This window comes from Pseudomonas sp. RIT-PI-q (genome assembly GCF_001297125.1).
Classification (GTDB): Bacteria; Pseudomonadota; Gammaproteobacteria; order Pseudomonadales; family Pseudomonadaceae; genus Aquipseudomonas.
Genome location: NZ_LHPC01000025.1, coordinates 205572 through 228231 on the forward strand (window position 1 = coordinate 205572; position 22660 = coordinate 228231).

20 protein-coding genes are annotated in these 22660 nt (G+C 60.5%); 14 read left to right on the forward strand and 6 right to left on the reverse strand.

The window, feature by feature from the left end; genetic code table 11:
- Positions 1-399 precede the first annotated feature (399 nt).
- On the reverse strand, positions 400-1824 hold the full coding sequence (gene aspA, locus AEQ67_RS10610) for an aspartate ammonia-lyase (RefSeq protein WP_059403822.1): 1425 nt from the start codon (positions 1822-1824) through the stop codon (positions 400-402).
- Positions 1825-2004: 180 nt separating this feature from the next.
- On the opposite strand from aspA, the gene AEQ67_RS10615 reads away from it, so the two are divergent.
- From AEQ67_RS10615 to AEQ67_RS10635, 5 genes are all read left to right on the forward strand, one after another.
- On the forward strand, positions 2005-2922 hold the full coding sequence (locus AEQ67_RS10615; protein WP_059403823.1) for a LysR substrate-binding domain-containing protein: 918 nt from the start codon (positions 2005-2007) through the stop codon (positions 2920-2922).
- Between the two features lie 330 nt (positions 2923-3252).
- Positions 3253-3744, forward strand: coding sequence for a 5-(carboxyamino)imidazole ribonucleotide mutase (gene purE / locus AEQ67_RS10620; protein WP_017341565.1), 492 nt, complete (start codon positions 3253-3255; stop codon positions 3742-3744).
- Between the two features lie 11 nt (positions 3745-3755).
- A complete protein-coding gene (locus AEQ67_RS10625) occupies positions 3756-4838 on the forward strand; it encodes a 5-(carboxyamino)imidazole ribonucleotide synthase (protein ID WP_059403824.1) in 1083 nt (360 codons plus the stop codon).
- A gap of 110 nt (positions 4839-4948) precedes the next feature.
- Entirely contained in the window at positions 4949-5194 is a 246-nt protein-coding gene (locus AEQ67_RS10630) for a GlsB/YeaQ/YmgE family stress response membrane protein (protein WP_059403825.1), read from the forward strand.
- 87 nt (positions 5195-5281) lie between these two features.
- Positions 5282-5818, forward strand: coding sequence for a DUF3299 domain-containing protein (locus AEQ67_RS10635; protein WP_059403826.1), 537 nt, complete (start codon positions 5282-5284; stop codon positions 5816-5818).
- 126 nt (positions 5819-5944) lie between these two features.
- Here AEQ67_RS10635 and AEQ67_RS10640 read toward each other — a convergent pair whose 3' ends face one another.
- On the reverse strand, positions 5945-6844 hold the full coding sequence (locus tag AEQ67_RS10640; protein ID WP_059403827.1) for a D-hexose-6-phosphate mutarotase: 900 nt from the start codon (positions 6842-6844) through the stop codon (positions 5945-5947).
- Positions 6845-6901: 57 nt separating this feature from the next.
- Positions 6902-7306 carry an acyl-CoA thioesterase gene (locus tag AEQ67_RS10645; RefSeq protein WP_007896491.1) on the reverse strand — a complete coding sequence of 135 codons (405 nt, stop codon included), beginning with the start codon at positions 7304-7306 and terminating at the stop codon, positions 6902-6904.
- Positions 7307-7671: 365 nt separating this feature from the next.
- Between AEQ67_RS10645 and AEQ67_RS10650 the strand changes: the two genes are divergently transcribed.
- From AEQ67_RS10650 to AEQ67_RS10685, 8 genes are all read left to right on the forward strand, one after another.
- Complete coding sequence (locus AEQ67_RS10650) at positions 7672-8970, forward strand: MFS transporter (protein WP_059403828.1); 1299 nt, start codon at positions 7672-7674, stop codon at positions 8968-8970.
- Positions 8971-9203: 233 nt separating this feature from the next.
- Positions 9204-10205, forward strand: a complete 1002-nt coding sequence (locus AEQ67_RS10655; protein WP_059403829.1) for a phosphate ABC transporter substrate-binding protein PstS family protein — start codon at positions 9204-9206, stop codon at positions 10203-10205.
- 242 nt (positions 10206-10447) lie between these two features.
- Positions 10448-12730, forward strand: coding sequence for an ABC transporter permease subunit (locus AEQ67_RS10660; protein ID WP_059403830.1), 2283 nt, complete (start codon positions 10448-10450; stop codon positions 12728-12730).
- 15 nt (positions 12731-12745) lie between these two features.
- Entirely contained in the window at positions 12746-14416 is a 1671-nt protein-coding gene (pstA, locus tag AEQ67_RS10665) for a phosphate ABC transporter permease PstA (RefSeq protein ID WP_059403831.1), read from the forward strand.
- Positions 14417-14617: 201 nt separating this feature from the next.
- A complete protein-coding gene (gene pstB / locus AEQ67_RS10670; protein ID WP_059403832.1) occupies positions 14618-15451 on the forward strand; it encodes a phosphate ABC transporter ATP-binding protein PstB in 834 nt (277 codons plus the stop codon).
- A gap of 70 nt (positions 15452-15521) precedes the next feature.
- Positions 15522-16283 (forward strand): phosphate signaling complex protein PhoU, encoded by a 762-nt coding sequence (gene phoU / locus AEQ67_RS10675; protein WP_059403833.1) that lies wholly within the window; start codon positions 15522-15524, stop codon positions 16281-16283.
- A gap of 167 nt (positions 16284-16450) precedes the next feature.
- On the forward strand, positions 16451-17359 hold the full coding sequence (locus AEQ67_RS10680; RefSeq protein ID WP_059403834.1) for a response regulator: 909 nt from the start codon (positions 16451-16453) through the stop codon (positions 17357-17359).
- Between the two features lie 208 nt (positions 17360-17567).
- Positions 17568-18464 carry a peptidoglycan DD-metalloendopeptidase family protein gene (locus tag AEQ67_RS10685; protein ID WP_059403835.1) on the forward strand — a complete coding sequence of 299 codons (897 nt, stop codon included), beginning with the start codon at positions 17568-17570 and terminating at the stop codon, positions 18462-18464.
- A 113-nt stretch (positions 18465-18577) separates the two neighbouring features.
- Here the strand turns inward: AEQ67_RS10685 and AEQ67_RS10690 are convergent, their stop codons facing one another.
- The 3 genes from AEQ67_RS10690 to phoB all read right to left on the reverse strand — a co-directional run bounded on the left by AEQ67_RS10690 (position 18578) and on the right by phoB (position 22099).
- On the reverse strand, positions 18578-19918 hold the full coding sequence (locus AEQ67_RS10690) for a hemolysin family protein (protein ID WP_059403836.1): 1341 nt from the start codon (positions 19916-19918) through the stop codon (positions 18578-18580).
- A 123-nt stretch (positions 19919-20041) separates the two neighbouring features.
- Positions 20042-21364, reverse strand: a complete 1323-nt coding sequence (gene phoR, locus AEQ67_RS10695; RefSeq protein WP_059403837.1) for a phosphate regulon sensor histidine kinase PhoR — start codon at positions 21362-21364, stop codon at positions 20042-20044.
- 45 nt (positions 21365-21409) lie between these two features.
- Positions 21410-22099, reverse strand: a complete 690-nt coding sequence (phoB, locus tag AEQ67_RS10700; protein ID WP_059403838.1) for a phosphate regulon transcriptional regulator PhoB — start codon at positions 22097-22099, stop codon at positions 21410-21412.
- 153 nt (positions 22100-22252) lie between these two features.
- On the opposite strand from phoB, the gene AEQ67_RS10705 reads away from it, so the two are divergent.
- Positions 22253-22645 (forward strand): COG4315 family predicted lipoprotein, encoded by a 393-nt coding sequence (locus tag AEQ67_RS10705; protein WP_059403839.1) that lies wholly within the window; start codon positions 22253-22255, stop codon positions 22643-22645.
- Positions 22646-22660: the final 15 nt, after the last annotated feature.

The window sequence follows — 22660 nt, forward strand, 5'->3', positions numbered from 1 at the left end:
GAAGATTCGTCCCGGTTTCATATCGCGGGTTTGTTATTAGTTCGGGTTTCGCATGGGTTTGGGCCTCGTTACCGACGACCGCTTACGCGAAGAGGGGCGGCACTATACCTATGAGTGTGCCGTCCGTCTGCACGGTTGTGGTGCACGCGCCGAAACGAGGGGTTTTTGGGTTGTTGTTCAGGGCCTCTTCGCTGGCAAGCCAGCTCCTACGGTGGTTGGTGGGCGTCCACACATGCTGCGTTCCCCTGTAGGCGCTGGCTTGCCAGCGAAGAGGCCAGCACGAACACACCAAAATCGGCTTAAAAAAAAGGGCCTGGGGAATAAATCCCCAAGCCCTCAAAAGGTGAGAGGTGTCTAGTCCCTCGACCTGGTGAGCGGTGCTACACGTAACGCGTCGGATCAGGCTTTAAGCGGAACCAGACGCGGAGCAATCATGTTTTCCGGGCGCAGGATGTCGGCGAGCATGGCGTCGTCGAGCAAGCCTTCTTCGCGCACCAGTTCCAGCACGCCGCGGCCGCTTTCAAGGGCGATACGGGCGATGCGGGTGGCGTTTTCATAGCCGATGTACGGGTTCAGCGCGGTGACCAGGCCGATCGAGTGTTCGACCAGTTCGCGGCAGCGCTCTTCGTTGGCGGTGATACCGACGATGCAGTGTTCGCGCAGCATGTCCATGGCGCGTTGCAACAGGCGGATCGAGTCGAAGATCTTGAACGCGATCAGCGGCTCCATCACGTTCAATTGCAGCTGGCCGCCTTCGGCCGCGATGGTCAGCGCCAGGTCGTTACCGATGATCTGGAACGCCACCTGGTTGACCGCTTCCGGGATAACCGGGTTGACCTTGCCGGGCATGATCGAGCTGCCTGGCTGACGCGCTGGCAGGTTGATTTCGTTGATGCCGGTGCGTGGGCCGCTGGACAGCAAACGCAGGTCGTTGCAGATCTTCGACAGCTTGACCGCAGTGCGCTTGAGCATGCCGGAGAACAGCACGAAGGCGCCCATGTCGGAGGTGGCTTCGATCAGGTCGGCCGCTGGAACCAGTGGTTGACCGCTGATCAGTGCCAGGCGCTGAACGGCCAGGTGCTGGTAGCGCGGGTCGGCGTTGATGCCGGTGCCGATCGCGGTGCCGCCCAGGTTCACTTCGGTCAGCAGCTCAGGCGCCAGGGTCTTCAGGCGTGCCAGGTCTTCACCCAGCGTGGTGGCGAAGGCGCGGAATTCCTGGCCCAGGGTCATCGGCACGGCGTCTTGCAGCTGGGTACGGCCCATCTTCAGGACGTGGCTGAATTCTTCACCTTTGGCGGCGAACGACTGGATCAGGCTGTCGAGGCTGGCCAGCAGGGCGTCGTGACCCAACAGCAGACCCAGGCGGATCGCCGTCGGGTAAGCGTCGTTGGTCGACTGCGCCATGTTCACGTCGTTGTTCGGGTGCAGGTATTGGTATTCGCCCTTCTGGTGACCCATGGCCTCCAGCGCGATGTTGGCGATGACTTCGTTGGCATTCATGTTGGTTGAAGTGCCAGCGCCGCCTTGAATCATGTCAACCACGAACTCTTCGTGGAAATCGCCGCGGATCAGACGTGCACAGGCTTCGCTGATGGCAGCGTGCTTGGCTTCGCTCAGGTGACCCAGCTCGCGGTTGGCGTCAGCGGCGGCCTGTTTGACCATGGCCAGACCGACAACCAGCTTCGGGTAATGCGAAATCGGAACGCCGGAGAGACGGAAGTTGTTCACCGCTCGCAGGGTCTGGATGCCGTAATACGCTTGAGCAGGTACTTCTAGTACGCCAAGCAGGTCTTTTTCTGTGCGGAAAGATGCAGCGGAGGACATGATAGAAATCATCTCGATATGGACCCGGTCTGTGCCGGAACACTGCAAATGCTAGGCTTGTGGAGAATTTAGAGCCAATGCTGTTAAACACTAGCCTATGCACATTCGGCATAATGCCCGTGTGACGCCGCGTTGGCGGCGAGCGTGTGACCTAAATTGGTGCGTGTCCGGGAGGACGTGATGAATCTGGAAAGTAAATGGCTCGAGGACTTCAGCGCCCTGGCCGCCACCCGCAGCTTCTCCCAGGCTGCGGAACGACGCTTCGTGACTCAGCCGGCGTTCAGCCGGCGGATCCGCAGCCTGGAAGCCGCATTGGGGCTGCAATTGGTCAATCGTTCGCGCACGCCAATCGAGCTGACGGCGGCGGGGCAATTGTTTCTGGTCACCGCGCGGACGGTTGTTGAGCAGCTCGGTGAAGTGCTGCGCCATCTTCATCATCTGGAAGGCGGGCAGGGCGAGGTGATGCAGGTCGCCGCCGCTCACTCGCTGGCCCTGGGTTTCTTCCCGCGCTGGATCGCGCAGTTGCGCAACGAAGGCTTGAACATCGCCACCCGACTGGTCGCGACTAACGTTGGCGATGCGGTGCATGCGCTGCGTGAAGGCGGCTGCGACCTGATGCTGGCGTTCTACGACCCGGACGCAGCGATGCAGATGGACCCCGAGATTTTCCCCTCGCTGCACCTGGGCCAGACCGAGATGCTGCCGGTCTGCGCCGCCGATGCCGATGGCAAGCCGCTGTTCGATCTGGAAGGCGAAGCCAGCGTGCCGCTGTTGGCCTACAGCGCCGGGGCGTTCCTCGGGCGTTCGGTGAACATGCTTCTGCGCCAACGGGCGCTGCGTTTCACCACCATCTACGAAACTGCCATGGCCGACAGCCTGAAAAGCATGGCGCTGGAAGGGCTGGGGATTGCCTGGGTGCCGCAGTTGAGCGTGCGTGCCGAACTGGCGCGCGGTGAACTGGTGGTCTGCGGTGGCCCGCAATGGCATGTGCCGCTGGAGATTCGCCTGTACCGCTGCGCGCTGGTGCGCAAGGCCAACGTGCGGTTGCTTTGGCGCAAACTCGAAGGTGGCGCGGCTCATGGTACAACCGGTTCCTGAGATTGCTGAAGATCAAATGTGGGAGCTGGCTTGCCTGCGATAGCGGAGTGTCAGGCAACATCAATGTTCGCTGGACCGACGCCATCGCAGGCAAGCCAGCTCCCACAGGAGATTTGTGTGTAGTTGACTGACTCTGAGGTCAATAAAACCGGCACTTTGCGCCATAGGACAGATGGTCGTAACGGGGGCTGTTTATCTGCCACATTGCGGTATACTGCGCGGCCTTCGGCCGGTTCGCCCGGCCATAATTCGTACAATCAAGCCACGCATTTTGCGTGGCTTGTTGTTTTTTGACGCGCCTGCGGGCGCCCAGAGAGAAGAGGCACGACGATGAGTGCACTGGTTGGCGTGATCATGGGCTCCAAGTCCGATTGGTCCACCCTTAGCCACACCGCCGATATGCTGGAAAAGCTCGGCATTCCTTACGAGGTGAAAGTGGTCTCTGCCCACCGCACCCCGGACCTGCTGTTCCAGTACGCTGAAGAAGCCGAGGCGCGTGGCATCGAGGTGATCATCGCCGGTGCCGGTGGCGCGGCCCATTTGCCAGGCATGTGTGCGGCCAAAACCCACCTGCCGGTGCTGGGCGTACCGGTACAGTCTTCGATGCTTTCGGGCGTCGATTCGCTGCTATCTATAGTGCAGATGCCGGCGGGCATTCCGGTTGCGACCCTGGCCATCGGCAAGGCCGGCGCGATCAATGCTGCCCTGCTCTCGGCGAGCATCCTGGGCGCCAAGCACCCGCAGTTCCACGCGGTGCTGAAAACTTTCCGTGCTGAGCAGACAGACAGCGTCCTGGAAAATCCAGACCCACGCATCGCCTGAGGTTGTTGACGATGAAGATCGGTGTAATCGGTGGCGGCCAGTTGGGTCGCATGTTGGCGCTGGCGGGCACTCCGCTGGGCATGAACTTCGCTTTCCTGGACCCGGCGCCGGATGCTTGCGCAGCCGCGCTGGGCGAACACCTGCGGGCCGATTACGGCGATCAGGACCACCTGCGTCAGCTGGCCGATGAAGTCGATCTGGTGACCTTCGAGTTCGAAAGCGTCCCGGCCGAAACCGTGGCGTTCCTCTCGCAATTCGTCCCGGTCTACCCGAGTGCCGAAGCCCTGCGCATCGCTCGCGATCGCTGGTTCGAGAAGAGCATGTTCAAGGACCTGGGGATTCCCACCCCGGCGTTCGCCGACATCCAGTCGCAAGCCGATCTGGATGCTGCCGTGGCTTCCATCGGGCTGCCGGCCGTGCTGAAAACCCGCACCCTGGGTTACGACGGCAAGGGCCAGAAAGTCCTGCGCACTGCTGAAGACGTGGTCGGCACCTTCGCGGAACTGGGTAGCGTGGCTTGCCTGCTGGAAGGCTTCGTGCCGTTCACCGGCGAAGTTTCGCTGATTGCCGTGCGTGCTCGCGACGGCGAAACCAGGTTCTATCCGCTGGTTCACAACACCCACGACAGCGGCATCCTCAAGCTGTCCGTGGCCAGCACCGACCACCCGTTGCAAGCCTTGGCAGAAGACTATTCCAGCCGTGTGCTCAAGCAGCTGAATTATGTGGGCGTGATGGCGTTCGAGTTCTTTGAAGTCGACGGTGGCCTCAAGGCCAACGAAATCGCCCCGCGCGTGCACAACTCCGGTCACTGGACCACCGAAGGCGCCGAGTGCAGCCAGTTCGAAAACCACCTGCGGGCCGTTGCCGGTCTGCCGCTGGGTTCGACTGCCAAGGTCGGCGAAAGCGCGATGCTGAACTTCATCGGCAAAGTGCCGGAGACCGAGAAAGTCCTGGCCATTGCCGATTGCCATCTGCATCACTATGGCAAGGCGTTCAAGGTCGGCCGCAAGGTCGGTCACGCCAACCTGCGTTGCGCAGACCGCGAGACACTGGCCGCGCAGATCCTCAAGGTCGAAGCGCTTATCGCCGAATAAACAGTTTCATGTGGCAGCGGCGGAACCATTCAAGGGCCGCCGTTCTCTCATGGCAGTATGCGAAAGTCTGACTAGTCTTTCGCATAGCCACTTAACCAGAGGGAAATGCCATGGGAATTATCGGAACCATCTTTATCGGCTTGATCGTCGGCCTGCTGGCTCGGGTCCTGAAACCGGGCGATGACAGCATGGGCTGGATCATGACCATCCTGCTCGGTATCGGCGGTTCGCTGGCGGCTACCTACGGCGGCCAGGCCCTGGGCATCTACCAGGCCGGTCAAGGCGCAGGCTTCATCGGTGCGCTGGTCGGCGCGGTGGTGTTGCTGGTGATCTACGGCTTGATCAGAAAGAACTGATTCAAAGCGACAAAGCCCTCTCTGCCAAACGTGCGGGGAGGGCTAGAATGCTCGGCGACTTATCGTCTTTCCTTACCGAGCACCTCAATGCGCCGTCTTCTGTTGACCTTTCTTTTACTGGGTACGGGCCTTGCCCATGCCGGCGAACTGCCGGAAACCGACTGGCTCGAGCTGATGCCCAAGTCGGACCAGAAAGCCCTCGAGGCCATGCCCGAAATCGACCACAACTCCCCCGAAGGCAATGGCACCTTTACCGAAAAGGGTGGCATGAAGCAGAGCAAAGGCTTGCCTGCGGTGATGTACTCGACCAAAACCGTACCGTCGATGAACGACAAGAACATCCGCATCGGCGGTTATCCGGTGCCGCTGGAATCCGACGCCAAGGGCCGCAGCACATTGTTCTTCCTCGTGCCTTATCCGGGCGCCTGCATTCACGTGCCACCGCCGCCGCCTAACCAGTTGGTGCTGGTGCGTTATCCGAAAGGCTTGAAGCTGGATGATATCTACACGCCGCTGTGGGTGACCGGCAAGCTGAAGATCGAGAAGGTCAACAACGACCTGGCCGATGCGGCGTATGCGCTGGATGCGGCGAAAGTGCGGGTGGTGAAAGAGTCCGATCTGTAGCTGGCTGGCAAAGATCAAATGTGGGAGCGGGCTTGCCCGCGATGAGGCCATAACATCCGGTGTCTATATTGGATGTGAAGCAGCCATCGCGGGCAAGCCCGCTCCCACAGTGGTTTATGGTGTTGCTTATAGAGGTGCGCTACCGATGCTCACGCCAAGGGTATGGCTGGCACCCGGCGCCAATGTCACCACGTCATCCATCACATTCGCCGTTTCGATGCACAGCATGCGCTGCCAGCCGTCGTCGGCCATGTCGCTGAACACTGCGGCGCGGTCAATCCACGGGTTCCAGATCACTGCCGAACGCGAACCGCTGCTGGTCAGCTCGACGCGCCGTTCCCAAGCCGGGTCGACAATGCTCAGCGTCGCCGGGGTATCGAGGTAGATGCGGTCGGTTTCGCCGGTAAAGCGCAGATCGCCGGCCTGGGTGACGGTGTTCCAGTCGTCCAGCGTCTCGATATAGCGCAAGCCATCCAGCCCCTCGACATGCACGTTGCGCACATCGCTGACGGCGAAATAGCTGTGCAGCGCCTGGCTGATGGTGACGTTGTCCGGGCCTCGGTTGTGGCTGGTCAGGCTGATGTGCAGTTGCTCATCCAGACGAATGCTCAGCTTCAAATCCACCTGATGCGGCCAGCCTGGCAAGCCGCCTTCGGGGTAGGGCAGCACAAATGCCACTTTCAGGCTTTCGCCCTCGGCTTCGATACCTACCAGCTCCCAGTCCATTGCCCGTACCAGTCCGTGAGCGGTCGGCGGTTCGTTGCTGACGCGCATCGCTTGAACGCTCTGCGGGTTGCGCGAAAAATTGCCAAACCACGGCCAGCACACGGGCACACCCGCGCGGATGCTTTTGCCGGTCTTGAACACGGCCTCGTCGTTGAGCCAGATCAGCGGCGGTTGGCCGGCCAATTGATAACTGAGGATGTGCGCGCCTTGCTGGGCGACCAGCAATTCGGCCTGGCCGTGGCGAATACGCCAGCAGTTCAGTTCATCCAGTTTTACGGCTTCAACGTTGGGCGTGCTCATGGGACAGCTCTCGATCGGGAACAATGACTGCAATGGACCGCGAAACGGACGCAGTGTTTAACGCGCGCGTGGCGGAACCGAGCGAGTGCGACCGCTGCCGTCGATGGCGACGAACACAAACACCGCTTCAGTCACTTTGCGCCATTCGCTGGACAGCGGATCGTCGCTCCAGACCTCGACCATCATCTGGATCGAGCTGCGCCCGATTTCCAGCGCCTGGGTATAGAAGGAGAGCTGGGCGCCCACCGCAACCGGAACCAGGAACGCCATGCGGTCAATCGCAACAGTCGCCACGCGACCCCCCGCGACCTTGCTGGCCATGGCGGTGCCGGCCAAATCCATCTGCGCTACCAGCCAACCGCCGAAAATATCGCCAAAACCGTTGGTTTCGCGGGGAAGGGCGGTGATTTGCAGGGCCAGGTCGCCTTGCGGGATTGGATCTTCTTGTTCGAGCTCTATCATGCCGGGGGTGCCTCTGACCCGTGACTCTTCATTGGTACTTCAAGGTGAATAGCCGTCTCAAAGAAAAACGATTCAGCCCCGAACATACTACGTTCGTCACGTTTTTCGTAAGGCGCCTAAAGGGAAACTCTGCGAAATCGACTGGTAGCGCCAGCAACGTCTTCGCACAGCAACCCTTGCAAGCTGTCGCAAGATAGCGAGTATATCGGTCGGTAGACCCCGAGACGACCGTCCGGTTCTCATTTTGACCGTCAAATACGCACCTCTATGTGCTTTTTCGAACAATTTGCTATCGTGCCGGACCTGCCCAAGCCTCCGCCAGCGTTGTTGGGGTTGCAGATCCGACTATAAGAGAAGCCCTTGCCATGACCACAGCGCCCTCGAGCATCGCGCAGCCATCACAGTCCGCACGACCGCTGACCCGCAACGACTACAAGACTTTATCGCTGTCTGCCCTCGGCGGCGCGCTGGAGTTCTACGACTTCATCATCTTCGTGTTCTTCGCCACGGTGGTGGGCAAGCTGTTCTTTCCGGCCGACATGCCCGAGTGGCTACGCCTGATGCAGACCTTCGGCATCTTCGCCGCCGGCTACCTGGCGCGGCCGCTGGGCGGCATCGTGATGGCGCATTTCGGCGACCTGCTGGGGCGCAAGAAGATGTTCACCCTTAGCATTTTCATGATGGCCGTGCCGACCCTGATCATGGGCCTGCTGCCGACTTACGCGCAGATAGGCATGTGGGCGCCGATCCTGTTGCTGCTGATGCGGGTGATTCAGGGCGCGGCGATTGGCGGTGAAGTGCCGGGGGCGTGGGTCTTCGTTTCCGAACACGTGCCGCAACGACACATCGGCTACGCCTGCGGCACCCTGACCTGCGGCCTGACGGCCGGTATTTTGCTGGGCTCGTTGGTCGCCACCGCGATCAACAGCATTTACACCCCGGTGGAAGTCGCGGATTACGCTTGGCGGATCCCGTTCCTGCTGGGCGGCGTGTTCGGGTTGTTCTCGGTGTACCTGCGTCGCTGGTTGCACGAAACCCCGGTGTTCGCCGAGCTGCAATTGCGCAAAGCGCTGGCTGAAGAGGTGCCGCTGCGTGCGGTATTGCGTGACCATCGCGGGGCGATCCTGATTTCCATGTTGCTGACCTGGCTGCTGTCCGCCGGCATCATCGTGGTCATCCTGATGACTCCGACTGTGTTGCAGACGGTTTATCACTTCTCGCCAACCACTGCGTTGCAGGCCAACAGCCTGGCGATCGTGTTCCTCAGCGTGGGCTGCGTCATCTCTGGTGCGCTGGCTGACCGCTTCGGCGCTGGCCGGGTGTTCGTGTTTGGCAGCGCCGCGCTGCTGATCAGCTCGTGGACCTTCTACCACAGCCTGTTCAACCACCCGCAATGGCTGTTCCCGATGTACGCCCTGACCGGCTTCCTGGTCGGCACCATCGGCGCCGTGCCATACGTCATGGTCAAAGCCTTCCCGGCGGTGGTGCGCTTCAGCGGCCTGTCGTTCTCCTACAACCTGGCCTACGCCATCTTCGGCGGCCTGACGCCGATGGTCGTGACGCTGCTGCTCAAGGAAAGCCCGATGGGGCCGGCCTACTACGTAGCGATTATTTGTGGCGTGGGGATTCTGGTGGGCGCTTATCTTTGGAAGAAGGGGCGCTAAGCCGACTTTTCTTATCGTCTGCGCTGACGCCTTCGCGGGCAAGCCTCGCTCCTACGGATCCAGTTGACCTGTAGGAGCGAGGCTTGCCCGCGAAGAACGATGACGCGAAATATCCTGCAAAAAAGCCGAATGCTGGCCTTTCATCCAATTGTCATATTTCAGCCATAGAGTGTTCACACGGCCTGCTGATACTTGGCCCCGACTTAACACACCCTATCTGCTAGGAGTAAGGCATGAAACTGAAGCGTTTGATGGCGGCAATGACTTTTGTCGCTGCTGGCGTTGCGACTGCCAACGCGGTTGCCGCTGTTGACCCTGCGATCCCGAGCTACACCAAGACCACTGGTGTATCGGGCAACCTGTCCAGCGTCGGCTCCGATACCCTGGCCAACCTCATGACCCTGTGGGCTGAGAACTACAAAAAAGAATACCCGAACGTCAACATCCAGATTCAGGCCGCTGGCTCCGCCACTGCGCCACCTGCGCTGACTGAAGGCACCGCTAACCTGGGCCCGATGAGCCGCAAGATGAAGGACACCGAACTGGCTGCCTTCGAGCAGAAGTACGGCTACAAGCCAACCGCAATCCCGGTTGCCGTGGACGCCCTGGCTGTATTCGTACACAAAGACAACCCGATCCAGCACCTGACCATGGAACAAGTCGACGCGATCTTCTCGTCTACTCGTCTGTGCGGCGCTAAAACCGACGTCAAGACCTGGGGCGACCTGGGTGTGACCGGCGACCTGGCCAACAAGCCGGTTCAACTGTTCGGCCGTAACTCGGTATCCGGCACTTATGGCTACTTCAAAGAAGAAGCCCTGTGCAAAGGCGACTACAAGCCAAACGTCAACGAACAACCAGGCTCGGCTTCGGTCGTGCAGTCGATCAGCTCCTCGCTGAACGGCGTTGGTTACTCGGGCATCGGCTACAAGACCGCTAGCGTGAAGACCGTGGCACTGGCCAAGAAAGGCAGCACTGACTTCATCGAAGACACCGAAGAAAACGCCCTGAACGGCAAATACCCGCTGTCGCGTTTCCTCTACGTCTACGTCAACAAAGCCCCGAACAAGCCTCTGGCCCCGCTGGAAGCCGAGTTCGTGAAACTGGTTCTGTCCAAGCAGGGCCAGGAAGTTGTGGTGAAAGACGGCTACATCCCACTGCCAGCCAAGGTTGCTGCAAAAGCACTGGCTGACCTGGGTCTCGCGGAAGGCGGCGCTGAAGTCGCAAAAAAGTAACACCCTAGGCCCGGGGCTCGCCCCGGACCTGTGTAGGAGCGAAGCTTGCTCGCGAAAGCGGTGGGTCAGCCAACAGTGATGTTGAATGTGCCGACGCCTTCGCGGGCAAGCCTCGCTCCTACAAATGCCGGTCAATACCGGCCCCCCAAATTTCCGGTCCACTGCCAGTTTCCGCTGGCGGCGGATTTGTTGCGTCACTGCATTGTCATCTTTCTGTCATACAGGATCGCTAGGGTGTGCGCATGAATGATCTGGCCAATTCCACCATGACTACTAATCCCCCCAAGCGAATTGATTTCAATACGCCTGAGTTGCAACGCAAGCGCCGTATTCGCGCGCTTAAAGATCGCCTGACCCGCTGGTACGTCCTTGTGGGCGGCCTTGCCGTTCTCGGCGCGATCACGCTGATCTTTTTCTTCCTTGCCTACGTCGTCGCGCCGCTGTTCCAGGGTGCGAGCCTGACCGCCAAGGACGCCATCACACCAGCCTGGATGCAAGACGCCGGCAAGCCGTTGCTGATCTCCCTGGAAGAACAGAACCAGGTGGCCATGCGGGTTTCCGACAAGGGCCAGGCGCTGTTCTTTGATATCGACAGTGGCGCCGAACTCAAGCGCGTCGATTTGCCGATCCCGGCCGGCACGACCGTGACCGCCATCGCCGAAGACCAACCGGGCCATCCATTGGTCGCGGTGGGCTTGTCCAACGGTCAGGCGCTGGTGTTCCGTCACACGTATAAAGTCAGCTACCCGGACGGCAAGAAGACTATCTCGCCGGCTGTCGAATACCCGTACGGTCAAGCGCCGATCGCGTTGAATGAGGCGGGCGGGGCGCTGGAGCACGTCAGCCTTAACGCCACAGACACCACCCTGATGCTGGTCGGCGCCACCGGTTCGCAACTCAATGTGCTTTCGCTGTCCAGCGAAGAAAACATGATGACCGGCGAAGTGACCACCGAGCAGAAGCGCATCGATCTGCCGCAGATGAACGAGCCGGTGAAGAACATCTTCGTCGACCCGCGTCAGCAGTGGCTGTACGTGATTAACGGTCGTGCCCAGGCCGACGTGTTCAGCCTGCGCGACAAGAGCCTCAACGGTCGCTACAAACTGCTTGAAGACGGCGAAGCGCAAATCACCGCCAGTACCCAACTGGTGGGCGGTATCTCGCTGATCCTCGGCGACTCCAAGGGTGGCCTGGCCCAGTGGTTCATGGCTCGCGATCCGGATGGCGAACTGCGCCTGAAGCAGATCCGTACCTTCCAGATGGGCACCACGCCAATTGTTGAAATCACCGCTGAAGAACGCCGCAAGGGCTTCGTTGCCCTCGACGCTTCCGGCAAGCTTGGCGTGTTCCACAGCACCGCCCACCGCACGTTGCTGGTGGATCAGGTTTCCGAAGGCCAAGGCGTATTCGGTCTGTCGCCACGGGCTAACCGCGTGATCGTCGAAGCCGACGGCAAGCTGCACCCACTGCTGCTGGACAACCCGCACCCGGAAGTTTCCTGGAGCGCGTTGTGGAGCAAAGTCTGGTACGAGAACTACGACGAGCCTAAATACGTCTGGCAATCGACCGCCGCCAACACCGATTTCGAACCCAAGCTGAGCTTGTCCCCGCTGACGTTCGGTACGCTGAAAGCTGCGTTCTACGCCATGCTGCTGGCCGCGCCACTGGCCGTTGCCGCTGCGATCTACACCGCTTACTTCATGGCTCCGGGTATGCGCCGCAAGGTCAAACCGGTGATCGAGTTGATGGAAGCGATGCCGACGGTGATCCTCGGTTTCTTCGCCGGCCTGTTCCTCGCACCGTATGTCGAAGGGCATCTACCGGGCATCTTCAGCCTGCTGATGCTCCTGCCGATCGGCATCCTGGTGGCCGGTTTCATCTTCAGCCGCCTGCCTGAATCGATCCGCCTGAAAGTGCCGGACGGCTGGGAAAGCGCGATCCTGATCCCGGTGATCCTGTTCGTCGGCTGGCTCTCGCTGTACATGAGCCCGTACATGGAAACCTGGTTCTTCGGCGGCGACATGCGCATGTGGATCTCCCACGATCTGGGCATTACCTACGACCAGCGCAACGCACTGGTGGTCGGTCTGGCCATGGGTTTCGCGGTGATCCCGAACATCTACTCCATCGCCGAAGACGCCGTGTTCAGCGTGCCTCGCGGCCTGACCCTCGGCTCCCTGGCCCTCGGTGCTACGCCGTGGCAGACCATGACTCGCGTGGTGATCCTCACCGCCAGCCCGGGCATCTTCTCGGCGCTGATGATCGGCATGGGCCGTGCGGTCGGTGAAACGATGATCGTGCTGATGGCCACCGGTAACACCCCGGTCATGGAAATGAACCTGTTCGAAGGCCTGCGCACACTGGCCGCCAACGTCGCGGTGGAAATGCCGGAGTCGGAAGTCGGCGGCAGCCACTACCGCGTGCTGTTCCTCTCGGCGCTGGTGCTGCTGTTGTTCACCTTCGTCATGAACACCCTCGCGGAACTGATTCGTCAGCGTCTGCGCAAGAAATACTCGTCGCTTTAAGAAAGGTAGAAGTCTGTGAAACAGAACTCCCTGAATGGATGGTTCAAGAGCGGCGCCCCCGGCGTCTGGATCAGCGGTGGCGCGGTGTCCATCGCGGTCATCATGACCATTGGCCTGCTGGCAGTGATTGCCGTGCGTGGCCTGGGTCATTTTTGGCCGGCGGACCTGATACACGCCAGCTACGACGTACCGGGCCAGGCTAATCACCTGGTCATCGGCGAAGTGGTACAGAAAGAAGAAGTGCCGCGCGAGCGCCTGAAAAGCGCTGGCTTGCCGGTGCCCGATCAGGGCCCGGAGTTCATGACCCGCGAGCTGATCAAAGTCGGCAACCGTGACCTGAACGGCAACGACTTCACCTGGATCGTCGGCGAGTGGCTGACCAACCAGAAGACGCCGCCAGAGCTGATGACCATTGAGCGTCGCGAGAGGGGCAATTTCTACGGCTACCTGGTCAACGTCAAACAGGACGGCAAGGTCATCGCTGAAGGCGAGGCCGCGTGGCCAGAGCTGCAGGCGCGCGTGGATCGCGTCAACAAGCTCGCGGCACAGCTCAAGTCCCTGGAGAAATCCGACATCGGCGCGATCAACGCCGGCCTGGAACGCATCCGTCTGCACAGTCGCAAACTGGAACTGGCAGGCCAACTGGACGCCACCGCACAAGCGGACATGGAATCCGAGCGCGCCGAACTGAACGCCCGTTATCAGGACATCGAAGCACGCCTGAGCGATTTGCACGCGCAGTTCAACCGCGACAGCCTCACCGCTCGCGATGCCAACGGCAAAGAGCTCGAAATCGGCATCGGCAAAGTGGTTCACGCCTACCAGCCGAATGCGATGGGCACCTTTACCAAAGTCGGCTTCTACTTCAGCAAGATGTGGGAGTTCCTCAGCGACGACCCGCGTGAAGCGAACACCGAAGGCGGGATCTTCCCGGCGATCTTCGGCACCGTGATGATGACGCTGATCATGGCCATGATCGTTACCCCGTTCGGCGTATTGGCGGCCGTCTACTTGCGCGAATATGCCAAGCAGAACGTGTTGACCCGGATTATCCGCATCGCCGTGAACAACCTGGCGGGCGTTCCGGCGATCGTTTACGGGGTGTTCGGCCTGGGCTTCTTCGTTTATGTGTTGGGTGGCTCGGTCGACCGGTTGTTCTTCCCTGAAGCACTGCCGGCGCCGACCTTCGGTACGCCGGGCCTGCTATGGGCTTCCCTGACCCTGGCGCTGCTGGCGGTGCCGGTGGTGATCGTGGCGACCGAAGAAGGCCTGGCGCGGATTCCTCGCACCGTGCGTGAAGGCTCGTTGGCCCTCGGCGCGACCAAGGCTGAAACCTTGTGGAAAATCGTGCTGCCAATGGCCAGCCCGGCGATGATGACCGGGATGATCCTCGCCGTGGCTCGCGCCGCCGGTGAAGTGGCACCGCTGATGCTGGTGGGCGTGGTGAAACTGGCGCCGTCGCTGCCGGTGGATGGCAACTACCCGTACTTGCACCTGGACCAGAAGATCATGCACTTGGGCTTCCACATCTATGACGTCGGCTTCCAGAGCCCGAACGTCGAAGCCGCGCGGCCGCTGGTGTACGCCACGGCGCTGCTGCTGGTGCTGGTGATCGCCACGTTGAACCTGTCGGCGGTGTGGATTCGTAACCACCTGCGCGAAAAATACAAAGCACTGGACAGTTAAATTTGCAGGTCGGCGCGGCCCCTTGTGGGAGCTGGCTTGCCTGCGATGGCACCACCGCGGTGTTCCTGAAAGACCGCGTCGTCTGCATCGCAGGCAAGCCAGCTCCCACAGGGACCGGCGTCCGATAGAGATTTTGAGTAAGCCGCTGGCTACGAGGCCAGCGGTTCAAAGAACCGAATTTGTTAGCACAGGGAGCCTCCCATGCAGCACGAAGCACACACCCACGGCATCAACATGTCGGCTCTGGGTCGCGACAAACAGAGCTTGAGCCTCGAGCAGGAAACCGTCGCCATCGAAGTGCCGGGCCTGAGCCTGTTCTACGGCGAGAAACAAGCGCTGTACGACGTCAGCATGAACATTCCGAAACAGCGCGTGACCGCCTTCATCGGCCCGTCCGGCTGCGGCAAGTCCACGCTGCTGCGTACGTTCAACCGCATGAACGACCTGGTGGATGGCTGCCGCGTAGAAGGTGAAATCAACCTGTACGGCAACAACATCTACCGCAAGGGCGAAGACGTGGCCGAGCTGCGTCGTCGCGTCGGCATGGTGTTCCAGAAGCCGAACCCGTTCCCCAAAACCATCTACGAGAACGTGGTCTACGGCCTGCGCATCCAGGGCATCAACAAGAAGCGCATCCTCGACGAAGCCGTCGAGTGGGCGTTGAAGGGCGCAGCGCTGTGGGACGAGGTCAAAGACCGTCTGCATGAATCGGCACTCGGCCTGTCCGGTGGTCAACAGCAACGTCTGGTGATTGCTCGCACCATCGCCGTGGAGCCAGAAGTGTTGCTGCTCGACGAGCCGTGCTCGGCACTCGACCCGATCTCGACACTGAAAGTCGAAGAGCTGATCTACGAATTGAAATCGAAGTTCACCATCGTCATCGTGACCCACAACATGCAACAGGCCGCTCGGGTTTCCGACTACACGGCGTTCATGTACATGGGCAAACTGGTGGAATTCGGCGACACCGACACCCTGTTCACCAATCCGGCGAAGAAGCAGACCGAAGACTACATCACCGGTCGCTACGGCTAGGAGCTGTGGTTGCTGATTGAACTGACGCTGCGGTCCACCGCACCTTACCGGACGCTCCAAGGACGCCAACATGATTAGTAAAGAAGGCCTTACCCATCACATCTCTGCGCAGTTCAACGCTGAGCTCGAGGAAGTGCGCAGCCACCTCCTGGCCATGGGCGGGCTGGTTGAAAAGCAAGTCAACGATGCGGTCACCGCGCTGATCGAGGCCGATTCCGGCCTGGCCCAGCAGGTTCGCGAAATCGACGACCAGATCAATCAGATGGAACGCAACATCGACGAAGAATGCCTGCGCATTCTGGCCCGTCGTCAGCCGGCGGCCTCTGACTTGCGCCTGATCATCAGCATCTCCAAGTCGGTGATCGACCTGGAGCGCATCGGCGATGAGTCCACCAAGATCGCCCGCCGCGCCATTCAATTGTGCGAAGAAGGCGAAGCCCCGCGCGGTTACGTCGAGGTGCGCCACATCGGCGACCAGGTGCGCAACATGGTACGCGACGCACTGGACGCCTTTGCCCGTTTCGACGCCGACCTGGCGTTGTCGGTGGCGCAGTACGACAAGATCATCGACCGCGAATACAAGACCGCCCTGCGGGAACTGGCGACCTACATGATGGAAGACCCACGCTCTATCTCGCGGGTCTTGAGCATCATTTGGGTGCTGCGTTCCCTGGAGCGGATCGGCGACCACGCGCGCAACATCTCGGAGCTGGTGATTTACCTGGTGCGCGGCACCGACGTACGTCACCTGGGCCTCAAGCGCATGAAAGAAGAAGTTGAAGGCACAAGTGGCGAAAGCGCTAATGTTCCGGGCAAAGTTGACGATAAGTAAGATTGCCTGAGAAAAGCGCCCGGCCTTTTGGCCGGGCGTTTTTGTTTGCGGTTTATAAAGTCGACAGCAGCACCCGCGAACGTAAAGTCCCGGCGTGACTGAAGGTTTTTGGCAATGTGCCATCAGCAAGACGGTATGCTTGCCGGGATTTTTTAAAGGGGTGATGGATGAGTAAGGTCAGTGTGTTGGTCGTGGACGATGCGTCGTTCATCCGTGACCTGGTGAAGAAGTGCCTGCGCAACTACTTCCCGGGGATCCGGATCGAAGACGCGGTCAATGGCAAGAAGGCTCAGTCGTTGCTGGCGCGGGAAGCGTTCGACCTGGTGCTGTGCGACTGGGAAATGCCGGAAATGTCCGGGCTGGAACTGCTGACCTGGTGCCGCGAGCAGGACAACCTCAAGACCATGCCGTTCGTGATGGTGACCAGCCGTGGCGACAAGGAGAACGTCGTGCAAGCGATCCAGGCCGGGGTTTCCGGCTACGTCAGCAAACCGTTCACCAACGAGCAACTGCTGACCAAGGTCAAGCAGGCGCTGAACAAGGTAGGCAAGCTCGACACCTTGATGAACAGTGCGCCGACCAAGATGAACTCGGCGTTCGGTAACGACTCCCTGAACGCATTGACGGGTGGCAAGGCTGCCGCAGTCGCGCCCGCTCCAGCCCCGGCTGCCGCACCGTCCCGTGGCTTGCTCAACAGCCCGCCGGTCAAGGCGCCTGCAGCCTCCGTGGGGGCTGCAGGCGGTCGTGGCCAAGGCCAGCTGCGCCTGCCGAACGGCATTCAGCAATGCGTGATCAAGGCCTTGAGCCTCAAGGAAGCGCTGCTGGTGGTAAAACGCACCGACAGCCTGCCGCAAGTGCTCGACAGCGCCGTGCTTGACCTGGAGCAGGGCGACAATGCTGAAGTCGCCCGCCTTAACGGTTACCTGCACGCCATCGTCGCCCACGAGCAGAAGCCTGACAGCGAATGGCTGCAACTGACCTTCCGGTTCGTCGATCAGGATGCGCAGAAGCTCGACTACATCTCCCGCCTGATCGCCCGCGGCACGGCGCAGAAGCACTTCGTCCCAGGCGCTTGATCTTCGTCGCCTGACAGTCCGTCTTCGCGGGCAAGCCTCGCTCCTACAGGTTCACCACCGACCTGTAGGAGCGAGGCTTGCCCGCGAAGGGGCCCTCGAAATCACCACACATCTGTTGACCCGCCCATTTTGAAACATCTGCCGACTACTCGGGTCCATTGCAGCTGCTAGGCTCCTTCCCAGGCCTTACTCGACAGACTCTTTGCCCATGCTCGCGCGCCTGCTGTTTTTCTGTGGTCTTGTCATGGCCTCCACCTCGGCTGTGGCCATGACGATCTACAAGTCCATCGACGCCAATGGCGTGGTCTCCTACAGTGACCGCCCCACGCAGGGCTCCCAGGTGTTCGTTTTTCGTGATCGCATGGTCGAGCACCTTGAGCGTCAGGTGTACGTCGATATCAAGAAGCAGAAGGGCATGGACAGCGTGTACGTGCGCAATGACCTGTACGCGCCCGTCGAGATCGAGTTGAGTTTCGCCGGCTTGAAGAACGTCAGTGGCGCGCCGAGCCGACCGATTCGCCGGGTGATGCCGGCCCGCAGCAACATTCGTCTGGCGCTGCTCACGGCCACCCAGGCAGGAAGGCCGCTTGTGTACGCCCCCAAGTTTGAATATTCCCTGGGCGACCCCTCAGGCGCCGCCATGGCCTATCGATACCCGTTGCCCTGGCGTGGTGGGCCGTTTCGCTTGAGCCAGGGTGCCAATGGCCAATACAGCCACTTCGGCCCTAAAAACCGGTATGCCATGGACATTGCCATGCCCGAGGGCACGCCGATCATCGCTGCGCGTGGCGGGGTGGTGGTGAAAACCGAGAATGCCCAGACCGGGCGCGGCACCGATCCGTCGGGCAACTTCGTGCGGGTATTGCACGATGACGGGACCATGGGCGTGTACCTGCACCTCAAGCAAGGTTCGGTGAGCGTTCGCGAGGGGCAGCGGGTGGCGGTGGGCAGTGCGTTGGCGCTGTCGGGCAATACCGGCAACAGCAGCGGGCCGCACCTGCATTTTGTGGTGCAGCGCAATACCGGGTTGGGGCTGGTGTCGATTCCGTACCAGTTCAATCAACCGGTGGGGGCATTGCCCAACTTTGCGCTGGGCAAACAATGATGTGTTGTCTGTTCTGACGCCATCGCGGGCAAGCCCGCTCCCACAGGTTATGCACTGACCTTGTGGGAGCGGGCTTGCCCGCGATGGGAGCGACGCCGACTTGGATTAACCGATCAATCGAGCATCAACACCTTGGCCAGAATGATCTTCGGCCCTTTCATCTTCTTGATGATGATCCGCAAACCTTCGACTTCCAGCACTTCTTCCTCTTCCGGCACCCGTTTCAGGGTTTCGTAGACCAGCCCGGCGAGGGTTTCGGCCTCGACGTGGTCGAGGTCGATGCCCAACAGGCGTTCAACCTTGAACAGCGGCGTATCACCCCGCACCAGCAGCTTGCCCGGCTGGTACGCGAGGATCCCGCGCTCAGCCTTGCGGTGTTCGTCCTGAATATCGCCGACCAGCACTTCCAGCACGTCTTCCATAGTCAGGTAGCCGATGATGTTGCCGTCGGCTTCTTCGACCAGCGCGAAGTGCGAGCCGCCCTTGCGGAACTGTTCCAGCAATTGCGACAGCGGCAGGTGGCGCGACACGCGTTCCAGCGGGCGGGTCAGTTCGGCAAGGTTGAACGACTCGGGAATGTGGTCCAGGGCCGCCAGTTCCAGCAGCAGGTCCTTGATGTGCAGCAGGCCGACGAACTCCTGACGATCGCTGTCGTACACCGGATAGCGGCTGAACTTGTGACGACGGAACATCGCCAGGATTTCCTTCAGCGGCGCATTGAACTCCAGCGTCACCAGGTCTTCCCGGGAGTTGGCCCAGTCGACCACTTCCAGCTCGCCCATTTCCACCGCCGAGGCCAATACACGCATGCCTTGGTCGCTCGGGTCCTGGCCACGGCTGGAGTGCAGGATCAGTTTCAGTTCTTCACGGCTGTAATGGTGCTCGTGATGAGGGCCGGGTTCACCTTGGCCGGCAATGCGCAGAATGGTGTTGGCGCTGGCGTTGAGCAGGTAAATGGCCGGGTACATGGCCCAGTAGAACAGGTACAGCGGCACGGCCGTCCAGAGCGACAGCAGCTCGGGTTTGCGGATGGCCCAGGATTTCGGGGCCAGCTCACCGACCACGATGTGCAGGTACGAGATGACGAAGAACGCGGCGAAGAACGACACGCCTTTGATCACTTCGGCCGACTGCACGCCGACGGCTTCGAGGATCGGCTCGAGGATGTGCGCGAACGCCGGTTCACCGACCCAGCCAAGACCCAGCGAGGCGAGGGTGATACCCAATTGACACGCCGACAGGTAAGCATCGAGCTGACTGTGCACGGTGCGCAGGATGTGCCCGCGCCAGCCGTTTTTATCAGCGATGGCCTCGACCCGGGTCGAACGCAATTTGACCATGGCGAATTCCGCCGCAACGAAAAAACCGTTGAGCAAAACCAGGATCAGAGCAAAAAGAATCATGCCGAAATCGGCGAAGAGTGTCGCGAGGGTCAAGCCAGGGGATGGGTCCATGATGGAGTTTTGCGGTTTCCGTGTATTCAAAAAAGAGGGAAATGCGGTGCCTGAAGGGCAGGCACAAGTCAGCCAATGTAGCGGCTGACTGGATGATTGCCTAGTGTCGCGTGCTGGCCGGTATCAGTCGGCAGCGCTGATAACCCGGGATTTGGTGACCTGGGCCGGCGCAAAATGGCAGGTAAACGTGCTGCCGTGGCCCGGCACACTGCTGATTTCCATCCGTGCTCTATGACGCAGCAGCACGTGTTTGACGATCGCCAGCCCCAGGCCGGTGCCGCCGGTGTTGGAATTGCGGCTGGAGTCGACGCGGTAGAAGCGTTCGGTCAGGCGCGGCAAGTGTTTGCTGTCGATGCCGATCCCGGAATCCTGCACGCTCAGGTGTGCGCCTTGCTCATCGCCCCACCAGCGAATGCGGATGTTGCCTTCGGCCGGGGTGTATTTCACCGCGTTGAACACCAGGTTGGAGAACGCGCTGCGCAATTCGGCTTCGCTGCCCTTGAGCAGAATCGTCGGATCGGCTTCCAGGGTGATCTTCTGATTGCGCTGGGCCGACAACTGCTGCGCGTCGCTCTTGATCGATTGCAGCAAGCCGTCGATGGCCACCGGCTGGTTGTCCGACGGGTAGTCGGTGGCTTCCAGTTTGGCCAATAGCAGCAAGTCATTGAGCAAGGTCTGCATGCGCCCGCCTTGCTGCTGCATTTGCTGCAGGGCACGGGTCCAGCGCGGGTTCACTTCCTCGACGTTGTCGAGCAGGGTTTCCAGGTAACCACAGATCACTGTCAGCGGCGTACGCAGTTCATGGGACACGTTGGCGATGAAGTCTTTGCGCATCTGTTCCAGCTGATGGATACGCGTGACGTCGCGCACCAGCATCAAATGTTCGTTGTTGCCGTAGCGGGTGATGTACAGCTGAATGCGCAGGCGATCGTTGATCGGCGAAGGGATTTCCAGCGGCTCGGCGTAGCTGTCCTGCTCGAAGTATTCCTTGAAGCGCGGATGGCGCACCAGGTTGGTCACCGGCTGGCCGCTGTCTTGCGGCGTCTTCAGGCCGAGCAGGGTTTCGGCGGCGCGGTTCCACCATTCGAGGTTGCCGTCGCTGTCGAGCATGATCACAGCGTCTTTGAGCGCGGCGGTGGATTCCTGGACCCGGTCGATCACCGCTTGCAGGCGCCCGCGTACGCGTTGATCGCGGCGTTGCAGGTGGTAGATGCTGTCGAACACTTCGCCCCACAGGCCATAGCCATCGGGCGGTGCTTCATCAGGTTTATGCAGGCGCAGCCATTCGTGCATGCGCAGCAGTTGCTTGAGGGTCCAAGCCAGGTAAAGGCCCAGGCCGGCAGCCAGGCTCCAGCCGTAATAGCCGGTGATCAGGCCGATCACGAAGCAGCCGGTCACCAGCAACAGCATGTGGCGAATCAGGGTGCCATGCCAGTTTTGGTTCACTTGAACACGCGTCCTTGTCAGCTTCTCGGGCGGGAATAGTCCGGGTCAGGCTTTGGTAGAAAAGCGATAGCCGGTGCCGCGCACGGTTTGTACCAGATTTTCGTAGGCGTCGCCGAGGGCTTTGCGCAGGCGACGGATGTGCACGTCGACGGTACGCTCTTCGACATAGACGTTGCCACCCCAGACCTGGTCCAGCAACTGGCCACGGGTGTAGGCGCGTTCCTGGTGGGTCATGAAAAATTGCAGCAGGCGGTATTCGGTCGGGCCCATCTCGGCGGGTTTGCCGTCGATGGTCACGCGGTGGCTGATCGGGTCCAGCAGCAGGCCGCCGACTTCGATTGGCGCTTCGCCATCGGAAGGGCCGGCACGGCGCAGTACGGCCTTGAGGCGCGCCACCAGCTCGCGCGGGGAAAAAGGTTTGGTGATGTAGTCGTCGGCGCCGACTTCCAGGCCCTGGATCTTGTTGTCCTCTTCACCTTTTGCAGTGAGCATGATGATCGGGATGTCCCCGGTCAGCTCATCGCGCTTGAGGCGGCGGGCCAATTCGATGCCGGAGGTGCCGGGCAGCATCCAGTCGAGCAGGATCAGGTCGGGCTTGCGGTCGACGATGATGGCGTGGGCCTGCTGGGAGTTCTCCGCCTCCAGGCAGTCATAGCCGGCCATTTCCAACGCAACGGCGATCATTTCGCGAATGGGCGCTTCGTCGTCGACGATCAGAATGCTCCTGCCAACCATGCCTTTAATCCTCTTGTCATTTAACTGTCTTGCGCCGCATTAGATAACGGAATTATTGCAGTCGTGTGACAGTATTTTAGTCGCCCGGCGATTGTCATGATCCTGAACTAAGCTCTAAGTCCGAATCCTGACAACCGCAAAAGGAAGGTTTCCATGAAGCAATACCCGCATTCCTTCAAAGCTCTGCTGTTGGCTGCTGCCCTGGCGTTGCCAACAATGGCCTTCGCTGCCGAGCCGGTCATGATGAAAGACGGCGTGATGGCCGACCATAAAGGCATGACCCTGTACACCTTCGACAAGGACACTGGCGGCAAGTCGGTGTGCACCGGTGAGTGTGCAGAGCACTGGCCGCCGTTCAAGGCGGAGGCGGGCGCCAAGGCCGAGGGTAAATGGACAGTCGTCAAACGTGACGATGGCACGATGCAATGGGCCTACGACGGCAAGCCGCTGTATTACTTCGTCAAGGACAAGAAGCCAGGCGACAAGGAAGGCGACAAGATGAAAGACGTGTGGCACGTCATCACCAACTCCGGGCCGAAAATGTAAGCGATTTCCTTAACC

What these genes read in the sequence shown, in the direction of transcription:
- aspA (WP_059403822.1), bottom strand. Translation starts at nt 1,824, where the DNA reads ATGTCCTCCGCTGCATCTTTCCGCACAGAAAAAGACCTGCTTGGCGTA.
- AEQ67_RS10615 (WP_059403823.1), top strand. Translation starts at nt 2,005, where the DNA reads ATGAATCTGGAAAGTAAATGGCTCGAGGACTTCAGCGCCCTGGCCGCC.
- purE (WP_017341565.1), top strand. Translation starts at nt 3,253, where the DNA reads ATGAGTGCACTGGTTGGCGTGATCATGGGCTCCAAGTCCGATTGGTCC.
- AEQ67_RS10625 (WP_059403824.1), top strand. Translation starts at nt 3,756, where the DNA reads ATGAAGATCGGTGTAATCGGTGGCGGCCAGTTGGGTCGCATGTTGGCG.
- AEQ67_RS10630 (WP_059403825.1), top strand. Translation starts at nt 4,949, where the DNA reads ATGGGAATTATCGGAACCATCTTTATCGGCTTGATCGTCGGCCTGCTG.
- AEQ67_RS10635 (WP_059403826.1), top strand. Translation starts at nt 5,282, where the DNA reads ATGCGCCGTCTTCTGTTGACCTTTCTTTTACTGGGTACGGGCCTTGCC.
- AEQ67_RS10640 (WP_059403827.1), bottom strand. Translation starts at nt 6,844, where the DNA reads ATGAGCACGCCCAACGTTGAAGCCGTAAAACTGGATGAACTGAACTGC.
- AEQ67_RS10645 (WP_007896491.1), bottom strand. Translation starts at nt 7,306, where the DNA reads ATGATAGAGCTCGAACAAGAAGATCCAATCCCGCAAGGCGACCTGGCC.
- AEQ67_RS10650 (WP_059403828.1), top strand. Translation starts at nt 7,672, where the DNA reads ATGACCACAGCGCCCTCGAGCATCGCGCAGCCATCACAGTCCGCACGA.
- AEQ67_RS10655 (WP_059403829.1), top strand. Translation starts at nt 9,204, where the DNA reads ATGAAACTGAAGCGTTTGATGGCGGCAATGACTTTTGTCGCTGCTGGC.
- AEQ67_RS10660 (WP_059403830.1), top strand. Translation starts at nt 10,448, where the DNA reads ATGAATGATCTGGCCAATTCCACCATGACTACTAATCCCCCCAAGCGA.
- pstB (WP_059403832.1), top strand. Translation starts at nt 14,618, where the DNA reads ATGCAGCACGAAGCACACACCCACGGCATCAACATGTCGGCTCTGGGT.
- phoU (WP_059403833.1), top strand. Translation starts at nt 15,522, where the DNA reads ATGATTAGTAAAGAAGGCCTTACCCATCACATCTCTGCGCAGTTCAAC.
- AEQ67_RS10680 (WP_059403834.1), top strand. Translation starts at nt 16,451, where the DNA reads ATGAGTAAGGTCAGTGTGTTGGTCGTGGACGATGCGTCGTTCATCCGT.
- AEQ67_RS10685 (WP_059403835.1), top strand. Translation starts at nt 17,568, where the DNA reads ATGCTCGCGCGCCTGCTGTTTTTCTGTGGTCTTGTCATGGCCTCCACC.
- AEQ67_RS10690 (WP_059403836.1), bottom strand. Translation starts at nt 19,918, where the DNA reads ATGGACCCATCCCCTGGCTTGACCCTCGCGACACTCTTCGCCGATTTC.
- phoB (WP_059403838.1), bottom strand. Translation starts at nt 22,099, where the DNA reads ATGGTTGGCAGGAGCATTCTGATCGTCGACGACGAAGCGCCCATTCGC.
- AEQ67_RS10705 (WP_059403839.1), top strand. Translation starts at nt 22,253, where the DNA reads ATGAAGCAATACCCGCATTCCTTCAAAGCTCTGCTGTTGGCTGCTGCC.